This is a genomic window from Bacteroides sp. OM05-12, from assembly GCF_003438995.1.
Taxonomy (GTDB): domain Bacteria; phylum Bacteroidota; class Bacteroidia; order Bacteroidales; family Bacteroidaceae; genus Bacteroides.
In genome coordinates, this window is the sequence record NZ_QSUN01000014.1 from 61,077 (window position 1) to 78,065 (window position 16,989).

Annotated in this window: 16 protein-coding genes; 7 read left to right on the forward strand and 9 right to left on the reverse strand. The window is 38.3% G+C overall.

What is annotated here, in order from left to right; genetic code table 11:
* Window positions 1–12 precede the first annotated feature (12 nt).
* The 5 genes from DXB63_RS11675 to DXB63_RS11695 form a co-directional block, all read right to left on the reverse strand.
* The gene (locus tag DXB63_RS11675) at window positions 13–738 is read right to left on the reverse strand and encodes a 3-deoxy-manno-octulosonate cytidylyltransferase (RefSeq protein WP_122126596.1); all 726 of its coding nucleotides are present in this window, start codon (window positions 736–738) and stop codon (window positions 13–15) included.
* A complete protein-coding gene (locus DXB63_RS11680; protein ID WP_122126597.1) occupies window positions 735–1,643 on the reverse strand; it encodes a lysophospholipid acyltransferase family protein in 909 nt (302 codons plus the stop codon). Before DXB63_RS11680 ends, DXB63_RS11675 begins: the two co-directional genes overlap by 4 nt.
* Window positions 1,643–2,893 (reverse strand): 3-deoxy-D-manno-octulosonic acid transferase, encoded by a 1,251-nt coding sequence (locus DXB63_RS11685; RefSeq protein ID WP_122126598.1) that lies wholly within the window; start codon window positions 2,891–2,893, stop codon window positions 1,643–1,645. Before DXB63_RS11685 ends, DXB63_RS11680 begins: the two co-directional genes overlap by 1 nt.
* A gap of 99 nt (window positions 2,894–2,992) precedes the next feature.
* Window positions 2,993–3,325: a helix-turn-helix domain-containing protein gene (locus tag DXB63_RS11690; protein WP_122126599.1), complete on the reverse strand. Its 333-nt coding sequence runs from the start codon at window positions 3,323–3,325 to the stop codon at window positions 2,993–2,995.
* Between the two features lie 590 nt (window positions 3,326–3,915).
* The gene (locus tag DXB63_RS11695) at window positions 3,916–4,254 is read right to left on the reverse strand and encodes a translation initiation factor (RefSeq protein WP_122126600.1); all 339 of its coding nucleotides are present in this window, start codon (window positions 4,252–4,254) and stop codon (window positions 3,916–3,918) included.
* 166 nt (window positions 4,255–4,420) lie between these two features.
* On the opposite strand from DXB63_RS11695, the gene DXB63_RS11700 reads away from it, so the two are divergent.
* Genes DXB63_RS11700 through ispF form a run of 5 tightly spaced genes read left to right on the forward strand, consistent with a single transcriptional unit; the run spans window position 4,421 to window position 11,288 of the window.
* Complete coding sequence (locus DXB63_RS11700; protein ID WP_122126601.1) at window positions 4,421–5,074, forward strand: redox-sensing transcriptional repressor Rex; 654 nt, start codon at window positions 4,421–4,423, stop codon at window positions 5,072–5,074.
* Complete coding sequence (locus DXB63_RS11705; protein ID WP_122126602.1) at window positions 5,074–5,691, forward strand: fumarylacetoacetate hydrolase family protein; 618 nt, start codon at window positions 5,074–5,076, stop codon at window positions 5,689–5,691. The genes DXB63_RS11700 and DXB63_RS11705 overlap by 1 nt, the downstream gene beginning before the upstream one ends.
* A 28-nt stretch (window positions 5,692–5,719) precedes the next feature.
* Window positions 5,720–9,577, forward strand: a complete 3,858-nt coding sequence (gene porU / locus DXB63_RS11710) for a type IX secretion system sortase PorU (RefSeq protein ID WP_122126603.1) — start codon at window positions 5,720–5,722, stop codon at window positions 9,575–9,577.
* Window positions 9,578–9,624: 47 nt separating this feature from the next.
* Window positions 9,625–10,806, forward strand: coding sequence for a type IX secretion system outer membrane channel protein PorV (porV, locus tag DXB63_RS11715; protein WP_122126604.1), 1,182 nt, complete (start codon window positions 9,625–9,627; stop codon window positions 10,804–10,806).
* A gap of 2 nt (window positions 10,807–10,808) precedes the next feature.
* A complete protein-coding gene (ispF, locus tag DXB63_RS11720; RefSeq protein ID WP_122126605.1) occupies window positions 10,809–11,288 on the forward strand; it encodes a 2-C-methyl-D-erythritol 2,4-cyclodiphosphate synthase in 480 nt (159 codons plus the stop codon).
* On the opposite strand, the gene DXB63_RS11725 is transcribed toward ispF, so the two are convergent.
* Window positions 11,275–12,177 (reverse strand): 1,4-dihydroxy-2-naphthoate polyprenyltransferase, encoded by a 903-nt coding sequence (locus DXB63_RS11725; protein ID WP_122126606.1) that lies wholly within the window; start codon window positions 12,175–12,177, stop codon window positions 11,275–11,277. The two genes, ispF and DXB63_RS11725, sit on opposite strands and share 14 nt — an antisense overlap.
* Window positions 12,178–12,241: 64 nt before the next feature.
* On the opposite strand from DXB63_RS11725, the gene DXB63_RS11730 reads away from it, so the two are divergent.
* Window positions 12,242–13,066, forward strand: coding sequence for a metallophosphoesterase (locus tag DXB63_RS11730; protein ID WP_122126607.1), 825 nt, complete (start codon window positions 12,242–12,244; stop codon window positions 13,064–13,066).
* Window positions 13,067–13,355: 289 nt separating this feature from the next.
* Here DXB63_RS11730 and nadD read toward each other — a convergent pair whose 3' ends face one another.
* The 3 genes from nadD to DXB63_RS11745 are packed head-to-tail and all read right to left on the reverse strand — an operon-like array spanning window position 13,356 to window position 15,375.
* On the reverse strand, window positions 13,356–13,925 hold the full coding sequence (gene nadD, locus DXB63_RS11735; RefSeq protein WP_122126608.1) for a nicotinate (nicotinamide) nucleotide adenylyltransferase: 570 nt from the start codon (window positions 13,923–13,925) through the stop codon (window positions 13,356–13,358).
* Window positions 13,926–13,930: 5 nt separating this feature from the next.
* Window positions 13,931–14,500: a guanylate kinase gene (gene gmk, locus DXB63_RS11740; protein ID WP_122126609.1), complete on the reverse strand. Its 570-nt coding sequence runs from the start codon at window positions 14,498–14,500 to the stop codon at window positions 13,931–13,933.
* Window positions 14,500–15,375 (reverse strand): YicC/YloC family endoribonuclease, encoded by an 876-nt coding sequence (locus tag DXB63_RS11745; protein WP_122126610.1) that lies wholly within the window; start codon window positions 15,373–15,375, stop codon window positions 14,500–14,502. The genes gmk and DXB63_RS11745 overlap by 1 nt, the downstream gene beginning before the upstream one ends.
* A gap of 141 nt (window positions 15,376–15,516) precedes the next feature.
* Between DXB63_RS11745 and DXB63_RS11750 the strand changes: the two genes are divergently transcribed.
* Window positions 15,517–16,905 carry an arylsulfatase gene (locus tag DXB63_RS11750; protein ID WP_122126611.1) on the forward strand — a complete coding sequence of 463 codons (1,389 nt, stop codon included), beginning with the start codon at window positions 15,517–15,519 and terminating at the stop codon, window positions 16,903–16,905.
* Window positions 16,906–16,989: the final 84 nt, after the last annotated feature.

The following is a 16,989-nucleotide window of genomic DNA, read 5'->3' on the forward strand; positions in this document are numbered from 1 at the left end:
TTACGAAATAGGTTAAGCGTTCTTCAGGTAGTTTTCTACGCCAAGGATATCTTTTGGTGTGTCAACAGACAATGATTTGCAATGACAATTATAATAATAAATAGGCATATTATGCTCGATGAAGCGGAAAGAATCGTTTTCTTCGATCTTTTCGATTGGTCCGCGTGGAGTATTATGATAGAATTCCAGTGCTTTTTTGTTGAATGCACCGACTCCTACGAATTTCTGATATACATAATCCATATTGCCTTTGGGGTAAGGTATCGGACTGCGCGAGATAAACAAGCAACGATTGTGTTCATCTGTGACGATCTTTAAATTGGTGGCATCTACTACCTCTACCGGATTAGTAAAATCTGTCATCAGATTTGATACGTATAAGCTTTCCGGGTCATAATCAGAAGGAATGCACTGGATGATTGCTTCTTTGGTAAGTAAGGGCTCATCACCATTTACCATAACGTAAAGGTCTGCCGGAATCTTCGTGGATACTTCATATAAACGTTCGGTGGCAGTATCATGAGTCGATGCTGTTATGATAACTTTAGCGCCGAAACTTTCGCAAGCTGATTTTATTTTTTCACTGTCCGTTGCAATATAAACTTCTTCAAAACAATCAACTTCCTTACAGTGTGTGTATACCCATTGTATCATAGGCTTACCACATATTGGAGCTAACGGCTTCTCAAAAAAACGAGAAGACTCGGCACGTGCCGGTATTACGCAAATTATTTTCATTTTATTTGTTGTTGTTTATTTAATATATCTTGTTTTGAAAATCTCCATCGTTTGTGAGACCATAACCAATATTCGGGTGCGCGCAGTATGGTCGTTTCCATCATTTGCATAAATTGTAATGTATACGGATATTTTCCGTCTCCTTCTTGTGGGGTAACGATTTTGAATGTCATTTCGTAGTACCCTCTTTTAACTTTTTCAATATCCAGATAAACATATTCAGCATTGATTTTCTTCCCTATTTCTTCTCCTCCTGCGCTATAAGCCGTTTCTTGGTTTAGAAATGTCGTCCAGTGATTTAAGTTGGAACTATTGGGACGTTGGTCGGAAATAAATCCGATCATGAATGATTCGTTCGTGTTTTTTAATGCAAGTATGGTACGAACCGCTTTCTTTTGCGGAATAAGAATATGACCGAACTTGGAACGTATCTTTAACATGATTTTATCCATTACCGGATCATGTACCGGACGATATATTTCTCCGTTGATTTTAGGGCGTTTATAATGTCGGCTGATAGCTTGAACCCATTCCCAATTACAGTAATGACCTAAAAACAAGACAATCGGGCGATTGCTCTCTGCTATTTGTTCGATGAGACTTCCATTGCTCAGTTTTACTCTACGGTCTATTTCTTTGTCGGAGATATGTAGTAGCTTGACTGTCTCAATAATGCAATCACAAAAATGACGGTAGAACTTAAATTCCATCTTTTTTATTTCATGGATAGATTTGTCGGGGAAAACTAATAACAGATTATGTCTTACGGTTTTTCTTCTATAACGTACTATATAATATATAATGACAGTGCCTATATCACTAAGTATATAGAGCACTTTCAGCGGTAAGCAGGCTAATAGTGTTAATAAACCGATCAGTATATTATATAAAATCTTATTTTTCATTACTTTTCTAATAAGTTGACTATAACCGAAGTCGCTCCACTATTGTTTTGCGTATAGTTCAAAGCTATGTCTTTTATTTCCTTTATTTTGTTTGGATTATCTTTGATAGTCTCAAACCATTTCTGAATGTCACTCGCTGAACGTACAATATTACCAATCCCTAATTCGATTAATTGATGGGGTGTAACTTTTCTGTGAATCATAGGGCCAAAAGCTACGGGAAGTCCGTAAACTGTAGCTTCTATGATACTATGTAAATAAGGTGTGAATCCTCCTCCTACGTAAGCCCACTTCCCATAACGATAAAGGTAAGCCAATACTCCCAAACAATCAACGATTAATATTTGTGTACTTGAGAAATCTGTATCAGCATTGCATTCGGAATAATAAATCGCATTTCCGTCCAGATTATATTTTATTTGGCTCAGCATTTCTTCGGTAATCTCATGTGGTATGATCACGAAGTGGGTGTCTCTGAATTTGTTGGCTAAAGAACAAATTAGGTTTATATCTTTTTTATCACTGATACTGCCGGCTATGAATAAGTCTCTTTGTCCTGCAAAACCTTCTATTATGTCATCTTTCCATGGAGTAGAGGCTACGGCAATAGCATTATCGAATAAAGGGTCCCCCGTCAGGCTTACATTAAAGTATCCCAGTTTATTCAAGTTGCTTTCTGATTTCTTGTTTAGAACCATGAAATGGGTAAACGTATTTAGCGATTTCTTAAACAAACTGCCATACCATTTAAAGAAAGGAGCATTATCTTTGATAATCGCAGAAATCAGGTAGGTGGGAATTTCTCTTTTTTTAAGCTCGGATAAGTAATTCAACCAATATTCTGATATAATGAATATAGCCTTTTGAGGGCGTATGATATCTAAAAAAGCGTATGCGTTTTTGGATGTATCTAAAGGTAAGTAGAATACATGATCAACATCAGGGTGATGATGTTCTAATGCTTCATAACCGGTTGGAGAAAAGAATGTTACGATGATAGTATAACCTTTTTCCTCTTTTAGTTTTTTTATAATAGGGCGTGCTACTCCATATTCCCCTAAAGAAGACGCGTGAATCCAAATAACATTAGTAATGCTATCCGGAATTTCATTCTTTATGTTTGCTAATAGATTGTTTTGTCCTTCTATGAACTTTTTAAACTTACTTTTTGGGGGGATTATATTTAATTTAAAGATAAATGTAAAGATAAATGCTCCTATATTAAGAATAATGTTATATATATCGTTCATTAGATTTGGTAATGTAATAATCGTTGCAAAGTTATACCTCAGAGAGGACTTGAAGATGACGACCTATGATTAAATTTTATACAGAAACGACCTTTTTCCCTACAGTAATTCGTGCCTTAGCAGCTCTTTGAATTCTTCCGGCAAATGGCTGATATCTATATTTTGATTCTTAATTGGAATAACAATGTAAGGATACTCTTTTTCCTGTTGTGAACTCCTTTTAAGGTAAATCTCTTCAATGAAATTATATTGTAAAACTTCAGAGATAAGCAAAAGCCTTTCTACATCTATATTTTTACTATTGAAAATATGATAAAGTGAAGTACGTGCGCAGTGTATCTGTCTGGCAAACTCTGCGTAACTAATGTGACGTTCATCAACTTTTTGCTGAATAATTTTACCGATATAAATGTCTTTAAATTTAGACTCCACAGAATTTTCTTTTTATACAATTGTTTCTTTGAATTGCACAAAAATACAAAAGATAACTGAATTCCCTTGTATTAAAGGGATGTTTATTCACTTTTAATATAACGAAACCATATAATTCGTCCAAATGACCATTGTTTTTGGAACTTTATGTATGAGCTATGGAAATAAATAATCTGCGAAAAAGTTACTTTCACTATAACCATTTATGAATTAGAGACGAAAGAATAAAAGTGATAAGGTGAAGGCTAGTCTAAGTAAAAGTTGAATAACAGCTAAATCGGCAAATCGGTAAGCTAAAACGCCTAAGGGAGCGATGTCTTACGCTCCAGTAGATGTAAGCTATCGCTCCCTTGAGCGTTAGGCAACACTCCCTTGTGTGTTGAACAACGCTCCCTTTGGTGATTTTAATGATCTTGATGTTTCTTTTAATCATCAGATCGTTTGCAAAAGAACATACGGACGATTGCGAACAAAGATACGGTCGTTTGTTCACAAACTCCTATCGTTTGTAATCAATCGACCGTATGCTGAATATTCATTATAATAGAGTTAAGAATGGATGAATAAATCTATTATAAATGATTCTTGCCTTATTTCGTTTTGGAATAACCCTCTTTCTTCAATAGTTCTATTATCTTTATTTTGAAATCCCCTTGGATGATAATTTCTCCGTCTTTTGCCGAGCCGCCAACACCGCATTTTGTTTTCAGCAGTCTTCCTAATTCTTTTAAGCTCTCCTCTGTGCCGATGAATCCGGTAATGAGAGTTACTATTTTTCCTCCTCTGTTCTTTTTCTCAATAGAGACACGAAGATTTTGCTTTCCCTTATCTACTTCTTCTTGTTCTTCTCTCTCATCAGTCTCGTATTTGAAATCGGGATTTGTGGAATATACTACGTTGAGCCGTTCTTTCCAATCGTTATTTTTCATGCCTTGTTCATTTATTTGTGCTCAAAAGTATTAAACAATGATTGATTGTGCAAAATTAGCATGGATTTTTCATGTTTTGTTTAATCTCTATTAAGCTTTTAGTAGATAGAATTGTCAATAACAAAAAAAAATGTACTTTTGCACATTGCCAATAATACCAGGAAATATGAGTAATCGTATGCTAAAAGAACATGATAAAGTACCGGAGCCGACATTGCGTAGACTTCCGTGGTATCTGTCTAACATCAAGCTGATGAGAGAGAGAGGAGAGCAGTTTGTTTCCTCTACCCAGATTTCTAAAGAAATAAATATTGATGCATCGCAAATAGCAAAGGATTTGTCTTATGTTAATATATCCGGCCGTACACGTGTTGGTTATGAGATTGACGCATTGATCGATGTACTTGAAGATTTTCTTGGCTTTACGAATATGCATAAGGCATTTTTGTTTGGTGTCGGTAGTTTGGGAGGTGCTTTATTGCGTGACTCCGGTTTGAATCATTTTGGGTTGGAAATTGTTGCGGCTTTTGATATAAATCCGGATTTGATAGGAAGAGATATAAATGGGATTCCTATTTTCCATTCGGACGATTTTGTTGCAAAGATGAAAGAGTATAATGTGAATATCGGTGTACTTACTGTTCCGATCAATATTGCTCAGGAAATAACAGACAAGATGGTTGATGGTGGTATTAAAGCTGTTTGGAATTTTACCCCGTTCAGAATACGGGTTCCTGAGAATATTGTGGTGCAAAACACCTCTTTATATGCTCACTTGGCCGTAATGTTTAATCGTTTAAATTTTAATCAAATAAAATAATGAAGATATTTGCCGTAGGAATGAACTACGTCGAACACAATAAAGAGCTGGATCATGCGTTAATAATACCAGAAGAGCCGGTCATCTTTATGAAGCCCGATTCTGCTTTGCTGAAAGATGGAAAGCCATTTTTTATTCCGGATTTTTCGAATGAGGTTCATTATGAAACGGAATTAGTGGTAAGGATAAATCGTCTGGGCAAAAATATCTCGGAGCGCTTTGCACATCGTTGTTATGATGCAGTGACGGTAGGCATTGACTTTACGGCAAGAGATTTGCAACGGAAATTCCGCGCAGCCGGTAATCCGTGGGAAATCTCAAAAGGTTTTGATAATTCAGCTGCTATTGGACGTTTTGTTCCCGTAGAACAGTTTAAAGATATACAAAACCTTAATTTCAGTTTGACGATAGACGGACAAAAAGTCCAACAAGGTTGTACGGCTGATATGTTGTTTAAAGTAGATGAGATAATAGCTTGGATAAGTAGATTCTTTACATTGAAAATTGGCGATCTTCTTTTTACAGGAACTCCGGTTGGTGTGGGACCTGTAAGTATCGGACAGCATTTGCAAGGCTATCTGGAAGATGAAAAACTGCTCGACTTTTATGTCAGATAAGTAGTTTTCTTACTAAATAGGAGGATGTATGCATATCCGTAATTATATACTGTTGCTTTTATCCATAGTGCTTTCGGGCACTCTTGCTGCTCAGGGATTTATTTCATTGGATTGGAAAAATCCTTCTCCGATCTATATTGGATTTGATAAAGTAGAAACCGATATGCCCGGATTTGCCGGTGCTTATCATTATACGGATGATCATTTACCATATTACACTCATGTGATTGATCTTGGTAGGGATTATGATTCCTATTTTTATGATGTGAAGATTGAGTATCCGGAGTTTATACCATTGAATAAAAAGGAGATTGCTGCTATTGAGAAATCCGAAGTACAACTTCCTGCTTATCCTGAGGTTAAAACATCTGTGAAAGTCTCTGCCAGAATTGGAAGTTTAGTTGTAACCTTTGTCCCTTTGGTTTATAAAGATGGAACTTACCAACGAATAAATTCTTTTAAGTTAGCCTTTAATAAGAAAGAAAAACCTTTGTCGGCCCGTGCGGCGACGCGTTCCTCTGTGGAGGAAAAATATGCAGAGAATTCTGTTCTTGCTTCCGGGAAGTGGGTAAAGATCCGTGTGAACGAAAGCGGAGTATATCAGATTGCCAATAGTGAATTGACGAAGATGGGCTTTTCGGATCCTTCCAAAGTTAAACTTTATGGTTATGGAGGAAGACTGTTATATGAAGATTTGAGGAAGCCTAAAATCGACGATTTGCAAGAAGTACCTTTATGGCGTGAACAAAGCTATGTCCTTTTCTATGGTTACGGCACAGTGCGCTGGGATAAATCGGCTAATTCACTCTCTTCAGATAAGAACGATTCTATTTACAGGCATACTCAAAACCATTATTCAACTTATGGTTGCTATTTCTTGACGGAAGGGGATAATCCAATGACTTTCCCTAAAGAAAATTCACTATCAGAGGATGGAGCAAAAACGGTTACTACTTTCCCCGATTATGCGGTATATGAGAAAGAGGAATTTGCATGGCTTGAAGAAGGGCGTAAACTTTTTGAAAGCTACGATTACAAGAATGGGAATACGAAATCGTATACTTTTAATGACCTTACAGGGATTACAAATGATAAAGGCTGGATAACAGTCGGTTTCTCTGCTTACGATAAGACTACTACATCAGTTGCTGTATCGGTCAATGGGAGTGCATTGGCCGGGAATCTGACTATTTCTGCTGCACCTGAATTTAGTAAGGCTGCATATACGGAGAAAACTTATGAATGGTCTGATAGCAAGAATGCTAAAACCGTTGTAACTTTAACTCATAACCGGAATAATGGAATATCGGGACGCTTAGACTATATTGCTTTAAATTATGTACGCAATCTGGCTTTGTATAATGCTTATACGGCTTTTCGTACAAAAGAATCAGGAAAAGTAAAGTTTGTAATAGCGAATGCTAACGAAAATGCTGTTGTTTGGGATATAGCTAATTCAAAGGATTATAAACAGGTAGTAGGAGACCTATCAGGCAATCAGTATTCTTTTACTTGTGAAGTGTCTGGTTTGAATGAGTTTGTTGTAGTAAATACCAAAGGTAATGCGTTTAAAAAGATTGAAGTAGTAGGGGAAGTACCCAATCAGAATCTTCATCAATTGAGAGATGTGGATATGATTATTATTACTCCTCCAAATAATGATTTTATGAGACAAGCAAAGCGTTTGGCTGATGCTCATGCTAAGTATGATGATTTGGTTACTGAGATTGTGACAACGGACCAGATTTATAATGAGTTTTCTTCCGGGACTCCGGACGGAACTGCTTATCGCTGGCTTATGAAGATGTTGTACGAGCGTGGAAAAGGTAGTGCTGATCCTAAATATTTACTACTGTTTGGAGATGCAGCTTTTGATAACCGTTTGTTGTCATCTAATTGGAGTAAATATACCCAAAACGACTTTGTGTTGTGTTATGAATCTGTAAACTCAGTTAGTGATACAAATTCTTATGTGATTGATGATTATTTTGGCTTTTTGTCTGATACTTCGGGCTTGAATATAAATAGTCATATCAATGATGCTCCGGATATAGGAGTAGGACGTTTCCCTGTAAGGACTTCTGCTCAAGCGAAAGAAGTTGTGGATAAAATAATCGCTTATATTGAAAATAAAGATGCCGGCTCATGGAAAAATGTGGTTTGTTTCTTAGGGGATGATGGAAAGGATGGTGATAGTAGTTTGAATATACATATGGAACAGGCGGATGCTGTATCACGTTTGGCCGAAAAATATAATCCTGCTTTATTGGTAAAAAGAATCTATTGGGATGCTTATAAAAAGGAGACTACGGCTACAGGAGATTCATATCCTGAAATTACTAAACGTATCATGGAATTGAGTAATGATGGGTTGTTGTTTATGAATTATGTAGGGCATGGAGCGGCACATGCTCTCTCAGATGAACTGGTTTTAACGGTAGCTGATGTGGCTAAAATGTCTTCTCCGAAAGCACCATTTTGGGTTACTGCTGCGTGTGAAGTTACGCCTTTTGATCGGAATGAAAGTACTTTTGGGGAAGTTGCATTTTTAAATCCTAAAGGAGGGGCTATAGGATTATTAACAACAACTAGAACTGTATATGCAGATCCTAATTGTAGAATGGATTCAATATTTGTGAGATTCCTTTTTTCGAAGACAGAAAATGGTTATCGTAGGTTAGGTGATGCTGTAAGAGAAACAAAGACCTATATTTCTACCGTAAAACCTAATATTAATAATCTTCAGTTTGTATTTTTAGGAGATCCGGCTTTACGTTTGGCTTTTCCTGAATATAAAATTGTAGTGGATGAATTTAATGGTGTATCTGTAGAAGGAAAGATGCCTACAATAAAAGCAGGCGGTAAGGTTTCTGTGAAAGGACATATATTGAATACAAATGGTGATTTAGCTGAAGATTTTATAGGTACCGTTCATCCGACTGTATTGGATAATGAAGAGGTGATTACTACACGTAACAATTATAGTGATCCGAAGTCTGAACCTTTCACTTATCGTGATCGTACTAAAACACTGTTTGCAGGTAGTGACTCTGTGCGTTCCGGAAGATTTGAATTCCAATTTCCGGTTCCTTTGGATATAAATTATTCGAATGAAAGCGGACTACTTAATTTATACGCTGTAAATGGTGATAAGACCCATGAAGGGCAAGGAGTATTTACTGATTTCTTAATTGGCGGTACAGAAGACGGTGCTATGGATACTGATTCTGTTGGCCCTAAGATTAATCTTTATTTAAACAGACCGGATTTTGTTTATGGAGGAAAAGTGAATGAGACGCCTTTCTTAGTAGCAGAACTTGAAGATGAAGATGGAGTGAATACCGTAGGCAATGGAATCGGGCATGATTTGGTTGCTATGATAGATAATTCTCCTCTTTACACCTATGTGCTGAATAATTATTATGAATCGGTTTTAGGTGATTATACCAAAGGTGTGGTACGCTATAGTTTGCCGGAACTTCCGGAAGGGAAGCATACCCTATTGTTCCGAGCTTGGGATATTAAGAATAATTCTTCCGTTTCCACATTGGAATTTGAAGTTGTGAAAGGATTAAGTCCCGGATTGCTTGATGTGACTTGCACAAATAGTCCGGCAAAAGAAGGTACCACGTTTATTCTGAGCCATGATCGTCCGGATTCCGAATTGGATGTGAATATTATGGTTTGTGACTTCGCCGGCAGAACTCTCTGGACTTATAAAGAAAGCGGAGTTTCTTCTTCTAATTATTATTATATAGATTGGAATCTGACAACAAGCGGGGGACAAAGATTAGTTCCGGGTATTTATCTCTTTAAAGCGTCCGTATCTTCGGGCGGAAGTAAGGAAAGTACAAAAGCGAAAAAAATAGTCATAGTAGGGCAATAATCGATTAGATAACGAGTTTTATAATAGAATATAAGTTGGAAATATCAATGAGAAAAGTAAAGATAACTGTTATTTTATTCTTTGTTCTATGTGTTTGCGGAACACTTAAGGCACAAGACATAAAAAATAAATTTAATCCGGTAAATACGGGAGTCAATTCTTTGGGAATCGCTCCGGATTCTCGTGGCGGTAGTTTGGGTGATGTTGGTGCTGCGACTGATCCGGATGTCAATTCTCAGTATTGGAATCCGGCAAAATACCCTTTTACGGTAAGTCGTGCGGGAATCGGTATCTCATATACACCTTGGCTTCGGAAATTGGTTAATGACATTGACCTTGCTTATTTATCAGGCTATATGCGAATTGGTGATTATCAGGCTATCAGTGCTTCTTTAAGATATTTCTCTTTGGGAGAAGTACCATTGACTGGAACTACCGGTGAGAATCAAGGAACCATTAAGCCTTATGAAATGGCCGTTGACGTAGCTTATTCGCGTATGCTTTCACAGACCTTTTCTGCTGCCGTAGCTTTGAGATATATCTATTCCGATTTAGCTTATAAGCAGGATGCCTCTGTAAGTCCGGGATCTGCTTTCGCTGCGGATATTGCTCTATATTATAATAACTACATCATGATGGGGCAACGAGAATGTATGCTTGCTTTCGGTTTGAACTTATCTAATATTGGTAGTAAGATTTCTTATGATAGTGGGAATACGAGTGCTTTCTTGCCGACTAATTTCCGTTTAGGAGGTTCTTTGTTGATTCCTATTGATGACTATAATACTTTCTCTATCAATGCCGATATCAATAAATTGATGGTACCAACTATGCCTCAGAAAAGAGAGGATGAAGATGATATAGAGTATCAGGATCGCTTGCAGGAGGACTATTTTGACCAATCTCCAATAAAGGGTATATTTAAATCATGGAGTGATGCTCCGGGAGGATTTAAAGAAGAACTTCAGGAAATACAGGTCTCAATAGGTGCCGAGTATATGTATCATAATCAATTCTCTGTACGTGCCGGTTATCATCATGAAAATGCAAATAAAGGTAATCGTAAGTACTTTACAATGGGTGCCGGTTTTCGTATGAGTGTATTTTCTTTGGATGCTGCTTACCTTATATCTACAGCCCAAAGTAATCCATTGGACCAAACTTTACGTTTTACGCTTTCGTTTGATTTGGATGGTATTAAGGATATTTTAGGCAGAAGGAGACGTTAGGGATGAAGATACGTGTCGGGTTTGGATATGATGTACATGCATTAGTCGAAGGACGTGAACTGTGGCTGGGAGGCATACAATTACAACATGAAAAAGGGCTATTGGGGCATTCGGATGCCGATGTTTTGATTCATGCCGTATGTGATGCGATACTCGGAGCAGCTAATATGCGTGATATTGGTTATCATTTTCCGGATACGGCGGGAGAATATAAGAATATTGATAGTAAAGTGCTGTTGAAGAAAACTGTTACCTTAATTCGGGATAAAGGATATGAAATAGGGAATATTGATGCAACGATATGTGCGGAACGCCCTAAATTGAAGGCTCATATCCCCCGGATGCAACAGATCATGGCACAGGTCATGGGGATTGAAGAAGAGGATATTTCAATTAAAGCTACAACAACGGAAAAACTCGGATTTACCGGCCGCGAAGAAGGAATATCCGCCTATGCAGTGGTGCTTATCAATAAACTCTAGCCAATATCATTCCTAAAGAAAGCAAGATCCCCAGTAATAACATATTACGTGACGTTTCTCCTAATATCTTATTGAGGGCTTTTCCTTGATAAATCTTTACCATCTTTTTCCACGTGAGTACGTGTGGGATTAAATAAATCTGTGGCAATAATGCAGCATAAAGGTTTCCCCCTTTTAGGAATAAGAGACAGAGTAATGCGGCAAAGATTCCTAAGAACAGATATAGATATCGTCCGAATGGTTCACCGAAACGTACAATGATTGTCTTCTTTCCACTTTTTTCATCCGCTTCCCGGTCACGATAGTTGTTTATAACTAATAATGTGTCTATTACAAATCCGCATATCAATGAAGCGATAGTGACAGTGGGTGTCCAACTATGTGCTTGTACATAATAGGTGCATCCTACGGGTACAAAACCGAAGAAGACTAAAACTAATAAATCTCCCCATCCATGATAAGATAAGGGATAAGGACCGGTGGTATATAAGAATGCAAAGAGAACACAAACAATTCCTACTATGATAAGTTCCCATCCGGCATAGAGTAGGAGAATGCTTCCAAAAGCACAGGCAAGTACTGTTGTCACTATGATTCCGGTCTTCATAGCTTGTGGTGAAATCCAGTTTTGTGCACAAGCTCGTTTAGGACCTAACCGGTCTTCTCTATCCGTTCCTTTTAGAAAATCAAACAGGTCATTGATGAAGTTGGCGACTATTTGCATTAAAAAGGCAAAAAGTAAACAGATGCAAGCCGGCAACCATTGGAACTTTCCGTCCATGTATGCAATAGAAGTCCCTATCATAACCGGAGTTGCTGCACCGGCTAATGTTTTGGGACGGGCGGCGAGTATCCAGGCCTTTATCGAATTGATTTTGATCTTTTCCATTTTTCCTGATTGTTTGGAGTAGGCAAAGATACAAATTATTATATTTGCCGGAAATAATTATAAAATGAAGAAGTTATTATTCTTTTGTTTGGGAGTGCTTTTATTGTTAAGTTCTTGCGGGACGACGAATACTCTTTCTCATCAAGGTATGGCGAGAATAAAAGAATATGATTTCTATCATGCGGATATACCTGATTCGTTTGATGGCTTTCGTATAGCTTTTGCTTCGGATCTGCACTACAAAAGTAAATTCAAGGAGAAAGAATTGGCAGGATTGGTAAATACCGTTAATGCACTGAATGCAGATGTCTTTCTGTTGGGTGGTGATTATCAGGAAGGATGTGAGTATGTGCCGGAATTAGTAAGGCGGTTGGCAGAAATAAAGACGCGTTTCGGTACAATCGGCGTGATGGGAAATAATGATCACGAACGTTGTCATGATGAAATCATAGAACAAATGGAGAGGGTTGGCATACGTATACTTGAACATGAGAATGATACATTATCTATTGGGCATGAAAGGATTATCATCTCGGGTGTGCGCAACCCTTTCAATTTATCGGCTAATGGAACCTCACCGACTTTGGCTTTGAAGCCGGAAGATTTTGTTATCCTTCTCACTCATACGCCTGATTACGCGGAAGATGTGGATATTTCGAATACCGATCTTGCCTTGGCGGGACATACACACGGTGGACAAATCACTTTATTCGGACTTTATGCACCGAAGACCGGTTCACGTTATGGACAACGTTTTCGTACCGGAAAGAAAGAGAATTCAAAAGGGATTCCTGTGATTATCACGAATGGTTTAGGTACTTCCTGGATGAACTTTCGTCTGTTTGCTCCCAGCGAGGTAGTTCTTATCAGACTTCATCGGGTAAAATAGGTATATATTTTAATAGTTTTATAACCCCCTATGAAATTTTTGTCGCGGAGCTCATTACCAGTGCTTTATCTTTTAAAAAGCCCCGAATAAGAAAACTTGTGACATTAATCTCCCTTATGAGCCTTGAAAATTTGTCGCGCTTTTTGCACGACTCATAAAAATGCACTACATCTTTATGCCTGGCGCACTACGTCTTTCAGTCGAATGCCCTACTTCTTTTTGTGTATAGTTCCGGACGAATGTGGTTAGACATTGAGGGCAGATCTGTTAGATGTAGTAGTGATAACCTTTAGAGTTTTCGGCTTATCTCATCATATACATGGGGAGGTAAAAAATATCGGATATCTTTTCCTTGTTTTATTGCTTCTCTTATAAAGGTAGAACTGATTTCCATTTCCGGAGCTTTTACCAACCGGACGTTGGCGGGGAGTTTGCTTTCTTCTATTTCGTATCCTTTGCGTGGATAAATAAACAGTTGGCTTTCGTCTAAAATACGCTGGTGGTCTTTCCATTTATTGAAGATAGACCAATTATCAGCTCCGATAATCAGATAAAACTCTCTTTCGGGAAAAGCTTTTCTGAGTTCATCCAATGTATCTATTGTGTAGGAAGGCTTGGGCAAGTGAAATTCAAAATCGGACGCTTTGAACTTAGGATAGCCTTGAATGGCGGATTTTACGAGATGCAGTCTTGTTTCGTCATCTAATAATTCAGTTTCTTGCTTTAACGGGTTCTGAGGCGTAACCATAAACCATAGTTCGTCCAATCCTTCAAATTCACACAGATAATTAGCCAGTGCTAAGTGTCCGATATGGATAGGGTTGAACGAACCACCGAATATTCCTGTTTTCAATTTCATGCGGGTTATTTTTCCAAGAACTCTTTTATTGTTTTTAAGGCTTTTACTTTGGCAGTTTCCAAATCATCGTTAACAACAATAACGTCGAATTTGTTGGCGAATCTAAGCTCGAATTCTGCTTTTGCAATGCGGCTTTCAATAACTTCCGGTGCATCGGTCGCACGCCCGACAAGCCGTTTTCTTAATTCTTCTATGCTGGGAGGCTGGATGAATACAGATAAGGCGCGTTCTCCATAATATTTCTTAATGTTGCATCCTCCTACCACATCGACATCGAATACTACATTGAAACCTTCGGCAAGCTGTTTTTCTATCGGAGCTTTCAGTGTTCCGTAAAAGCGGTTTTCATATACCTCCTCGTATTCCAAGAACTCATTGTTTGCAATGCGCTTTCTGAATTCTTCCGGGGTAAGGAAATAATATTCCACTCCGTCTTTTTCTGTTCCTCGTGGCGCACGGCTGGTTGCGGAAACAGAAAAGGCAAGATTCAGATTCTGTGTCAGCAGGTGATTGATGATTGTCGATTTCCCGGAACCGGAAGGGGCAGAAAAGATAATTAACTTACCGTTTTTCATTACATTACGTTTAATACCTGTTCTTTAATCTGTTCTAATTCGTCTTTCATTTGAACGACAATCTTCTGCATTTCGGCATGGTTGGATTTGCTTCCCATTGTATTAATCTCGCGTCCCATTTCCTGAGCGATGAAGCCAAGTTTCTTTCCTTGTCCGTTCCCGCTTTCCAAAGTGGTCATGAAATATTTCAGATGATTGGCCAAACGTTGTTTTTCTTCGTTAATATCCAATTTCTCAATGTAATAGATCAGTTCCTGCTCCAAACGGTTCTTATCATAATCCACACTGATTGTTTTTTCGAGAGCGTCGATAATGCGTTCTTTCACTTTATCTACGCGCTCTTTTTCGTATGGGGTTACAGAGTCCAACAGCTGATGGATATTATTGATTTTCTCTGTGAATTTCTTCTCTAAAGCAGCGCCTTCCTGTTTGCGGAAATCTACCAGATGTTCGATTGCTTCGATAATAACTTTGTGCACTACTTCCCATTCTTCCTCAGAAAGTTCCTGTATCTCGACTTTCGTCATCACGTCCGGCATACGAAGTACAACTTGGAACCAATCTGCTGGAACAGGTATCTGCATGCTGTCGGCCAATTGCTTGATTTGATTATAATAGCTCTCGAAAACTGCCGTGTTGATAGGAGTGCCACTTTCCGTAGTGTCTTTTTCGATCCAAAGGCTCAAATCGATCTTTCCTCTTTCCAGGAATTTGGCTACTTCATTGCGTATTTCAATTTCTTTCTCTCTGTAAAGCGGAGCTATGCGTGCGGAAAGATCCATTGCTTTGCTATTCAGAGACTTTATTTCTACATTAATCTTTTTATCAGCGAATGTGGCGGTTGCTTTGCCATATCCGGTCATGGACTGTATCATAATATTATATATTTTCTGCAAAAATAGTGTTTTTATGGCAGATAAGTCTGGACATTAATGGAAAACTTTTGGATTTTTTCAAACATCCTTTGCCGTATTCTTATTTATCTTTGCTTTTACTTAATTGCTAAAAGATAAATTATGAAAAACAGAATTGTATTATGCCTGGGAGGTTCGTTATTGGCGGGAGTGTCTTTGTATGCCAGTGAACCGGTTAAAATGAATGTCGTTTATATATTGGCGGATGATTTAGGTTATGGTGATATTGGTTGTTATGGTCAGCAGAAAATAAAAACACCCAATATTGATCGTTTGGCACAGGAAGGAATGCAGTTTATGCACCATTATGCCGGATGTACGGTTAGTGCTCCTTCCCGATGTTCATTGATGACGGGCCTGCATACAGGCCATGCGCAGATTCGAGGGAATAAGGAAGTCAAGCCGGAAGGACAGCAACCGATGGCGGAGGATACGTATACACTGGCTAAACTGATGAAGTCGGCAGGATATAAAACGGGAATCTTTGGAAAATGGGGGTTGGGCTACCCCGGTTCTTCATCTACTCCTCTTAAAATGGGCTTTGATGAGTTTTATGGATATAACTGTCAGCGACAAGCCCATAGCTATTATCCTGATCATCTGTGGCATAATGATACGAGAGTAGACTTCGAGGCAAATATGAAAGAAGGGCGCAAAATCTATTCCCAAGACTTGATACATGAGGAAGCAATGAAGTTTATTCTGAAAAATAAGGAAGAACCGTTCTTTGCCATGCTCACTTATACATTGCCCCATGCCGAACTGAACCTTCCGCATGATTCTATATATAAAATGTATGAGAATGCTTTTGAAGAAGTTCCTTATGACGGGAAGATGGGGTATCATCCTTCGGAGAAACCGTATGCTTCATTTGCGGCGATGGTAACCCGATTGGATAAGTATGTGGGTGATGTAATCGCGGAATTGAAAGAGTTGGGGTTAGACAAAAATACGATTGTAATATTTGCAAGTGATAATGGTCCGCATCGTGAAGGAGGTGCCAATCCGGATTATTTTGATAGCTATGGTCCTTTCAAAGGAGTGAAACGTGATGTGTATGAGGGAGGAATCCGTGTACCGATGATTGCCTGGTGTCCCGGTAAGATTAAAGAAGGAGTTAAATCCGATCATGTCAGTGCCTTTTGGGATGTGATGCCTACTTTAGCGGAATTGACGGAAGCCAGCTTGCCCGTTGCAGGAGACGGAATTTCATTTTTACCGACGTTGCTCTCAAGAAAGGGACAGAAACAACACAAATATCTTTATTGGGAATTTCATGAACAGAACGGACGTGAAGCATTGCGTAGCGGGAAATGGAAACTTATTCGCCAACCGATAGTTGGGGAAACGATATTAGAATTATATGATTTGAAGAAAGATGTGCACGAGGATAATAATTTAGCTCGAAAATATCCGGCAAAGGTCAAGGAGCTGGAGAAACTGATGGATGGTGCGAGAACTGAGTCTTCCTTATTTAATTTTGGGAGATAATAAACTAAAATCCTTCAGTTTTAGTGATTGCGATACTTTCTAATCACTAAAGCTGAAGGATGCATGTACTCTATACGTAATTCA

What these genes read in the sequence shown, in the direction of transcription:
- DXB63_RS11700 (WP_122126601.1), top strand. Translation starts at nt 4,421, where the DNA reads ATGAGTAATCGTATGCTAAAAGAACATGATAAAGTACCGGAGCCGACA.
- DXB63_RS11695 (WP_122126600.1), bottom strand. Translation starts at nt 4,254, where the DNA reads ATGAAAAATAACGATTGGAAAGAACGGCTCAACGTAGTATATTCCACA.
- ispF (WP_122126605.1), top strand. Translation starts at nt 10,809, where the DNA reads ATGAAGATACGTGTCGGGTTTGGATATGATGTACATGCATTAGTCGAA.
- DXB63_RS11750 (WP_122126611.1), top strand. Translation starts at nt 15,517, where the DNA reads ATGAAAAACAGAATTGTATTATGCCTGGGAGGTTCGTTATTGGCGGGA.
- nadD (WP_122126608.1), bottom strand. Translation starts at nt 13,925, where the DNA reads ATGAAATTGAAAACAGGAATATTCGGTGGTTCGTTCAACCCTATCCAT.
- DXB63_RS11675 (WP_122126596.1), bottom strand. Translation starts at nt 738, where the DNA reads ATGAAAATAATTTGCGTAATACCGGCACGTGCCGAGTCTTCTCGTTTT.
- DXB63_RS11725 (WP_122126606.1), bottom strand. Translation starts at nt 12,177, where the DNA reads ATGGAAAAGATCAAAATCAATTCGATAAAGGCCTGGATACTCGCCGCC.
- porV (WP_122126604.1), top strand. Translation starts at nt 9,625, where the DNA reads ATGAGAAAAGTAAAGATAACTGTTATTTTATTCTTTGTTCTATGTGTT.
- DXB63_RS11745 (WP_122126610.1), bottom strand. Translation starts at nt 15,375, where the DNA reads ATGATACAGTCCATGACCGGATATGGCAAAGCAACCGCCACATTCGCT.
- DXB63_RS11705 (WP_122126602.1), top strand. Translation starts at nt 5,074, where the DNA reads ATGAAGATATTTGCCGTAGGAATGAACTACGTCGAACACAATAAAGAG.
- gmk (WP_122126609.1), bottom strand. Translation starts at nt 14,500, where the DNA reads ATGAAAAACGGTAAGTTAATTATCTTTTCTGCCCCTTCCGGTTCCGGG.
- DXB63_RS11685 (WP_122126598.1), bottom strand. Translation starts at nt 2,893, where the DNA reads ATGAACGATATATATAACATTATTCTTAATATAGGAGCATTTATCTTT.
- DXB63_RS11680 (WP_122126597.1), bottom strand. Translation starts at nt 1,643, where the DNA reads ATGAAAAATAAGATTTTATATAATATACTGATCGGTTTATTAACACTA.
- DXB63_RS11730 (WP_122126607.1), top strand. Translation starts at nt 12,242, where the DNA reads ATGAAGAAGTTATTATTCTTTTGTTTGGGAGTGCTTTTATTGTTAAGT.
- porU (WP_122126603.1), top strand. Translation starts at nt 5,720, where the DNA reads ATGCATATCCGTAATTATATACTGTTGCTTTTATCCATAGTGCTTTCG.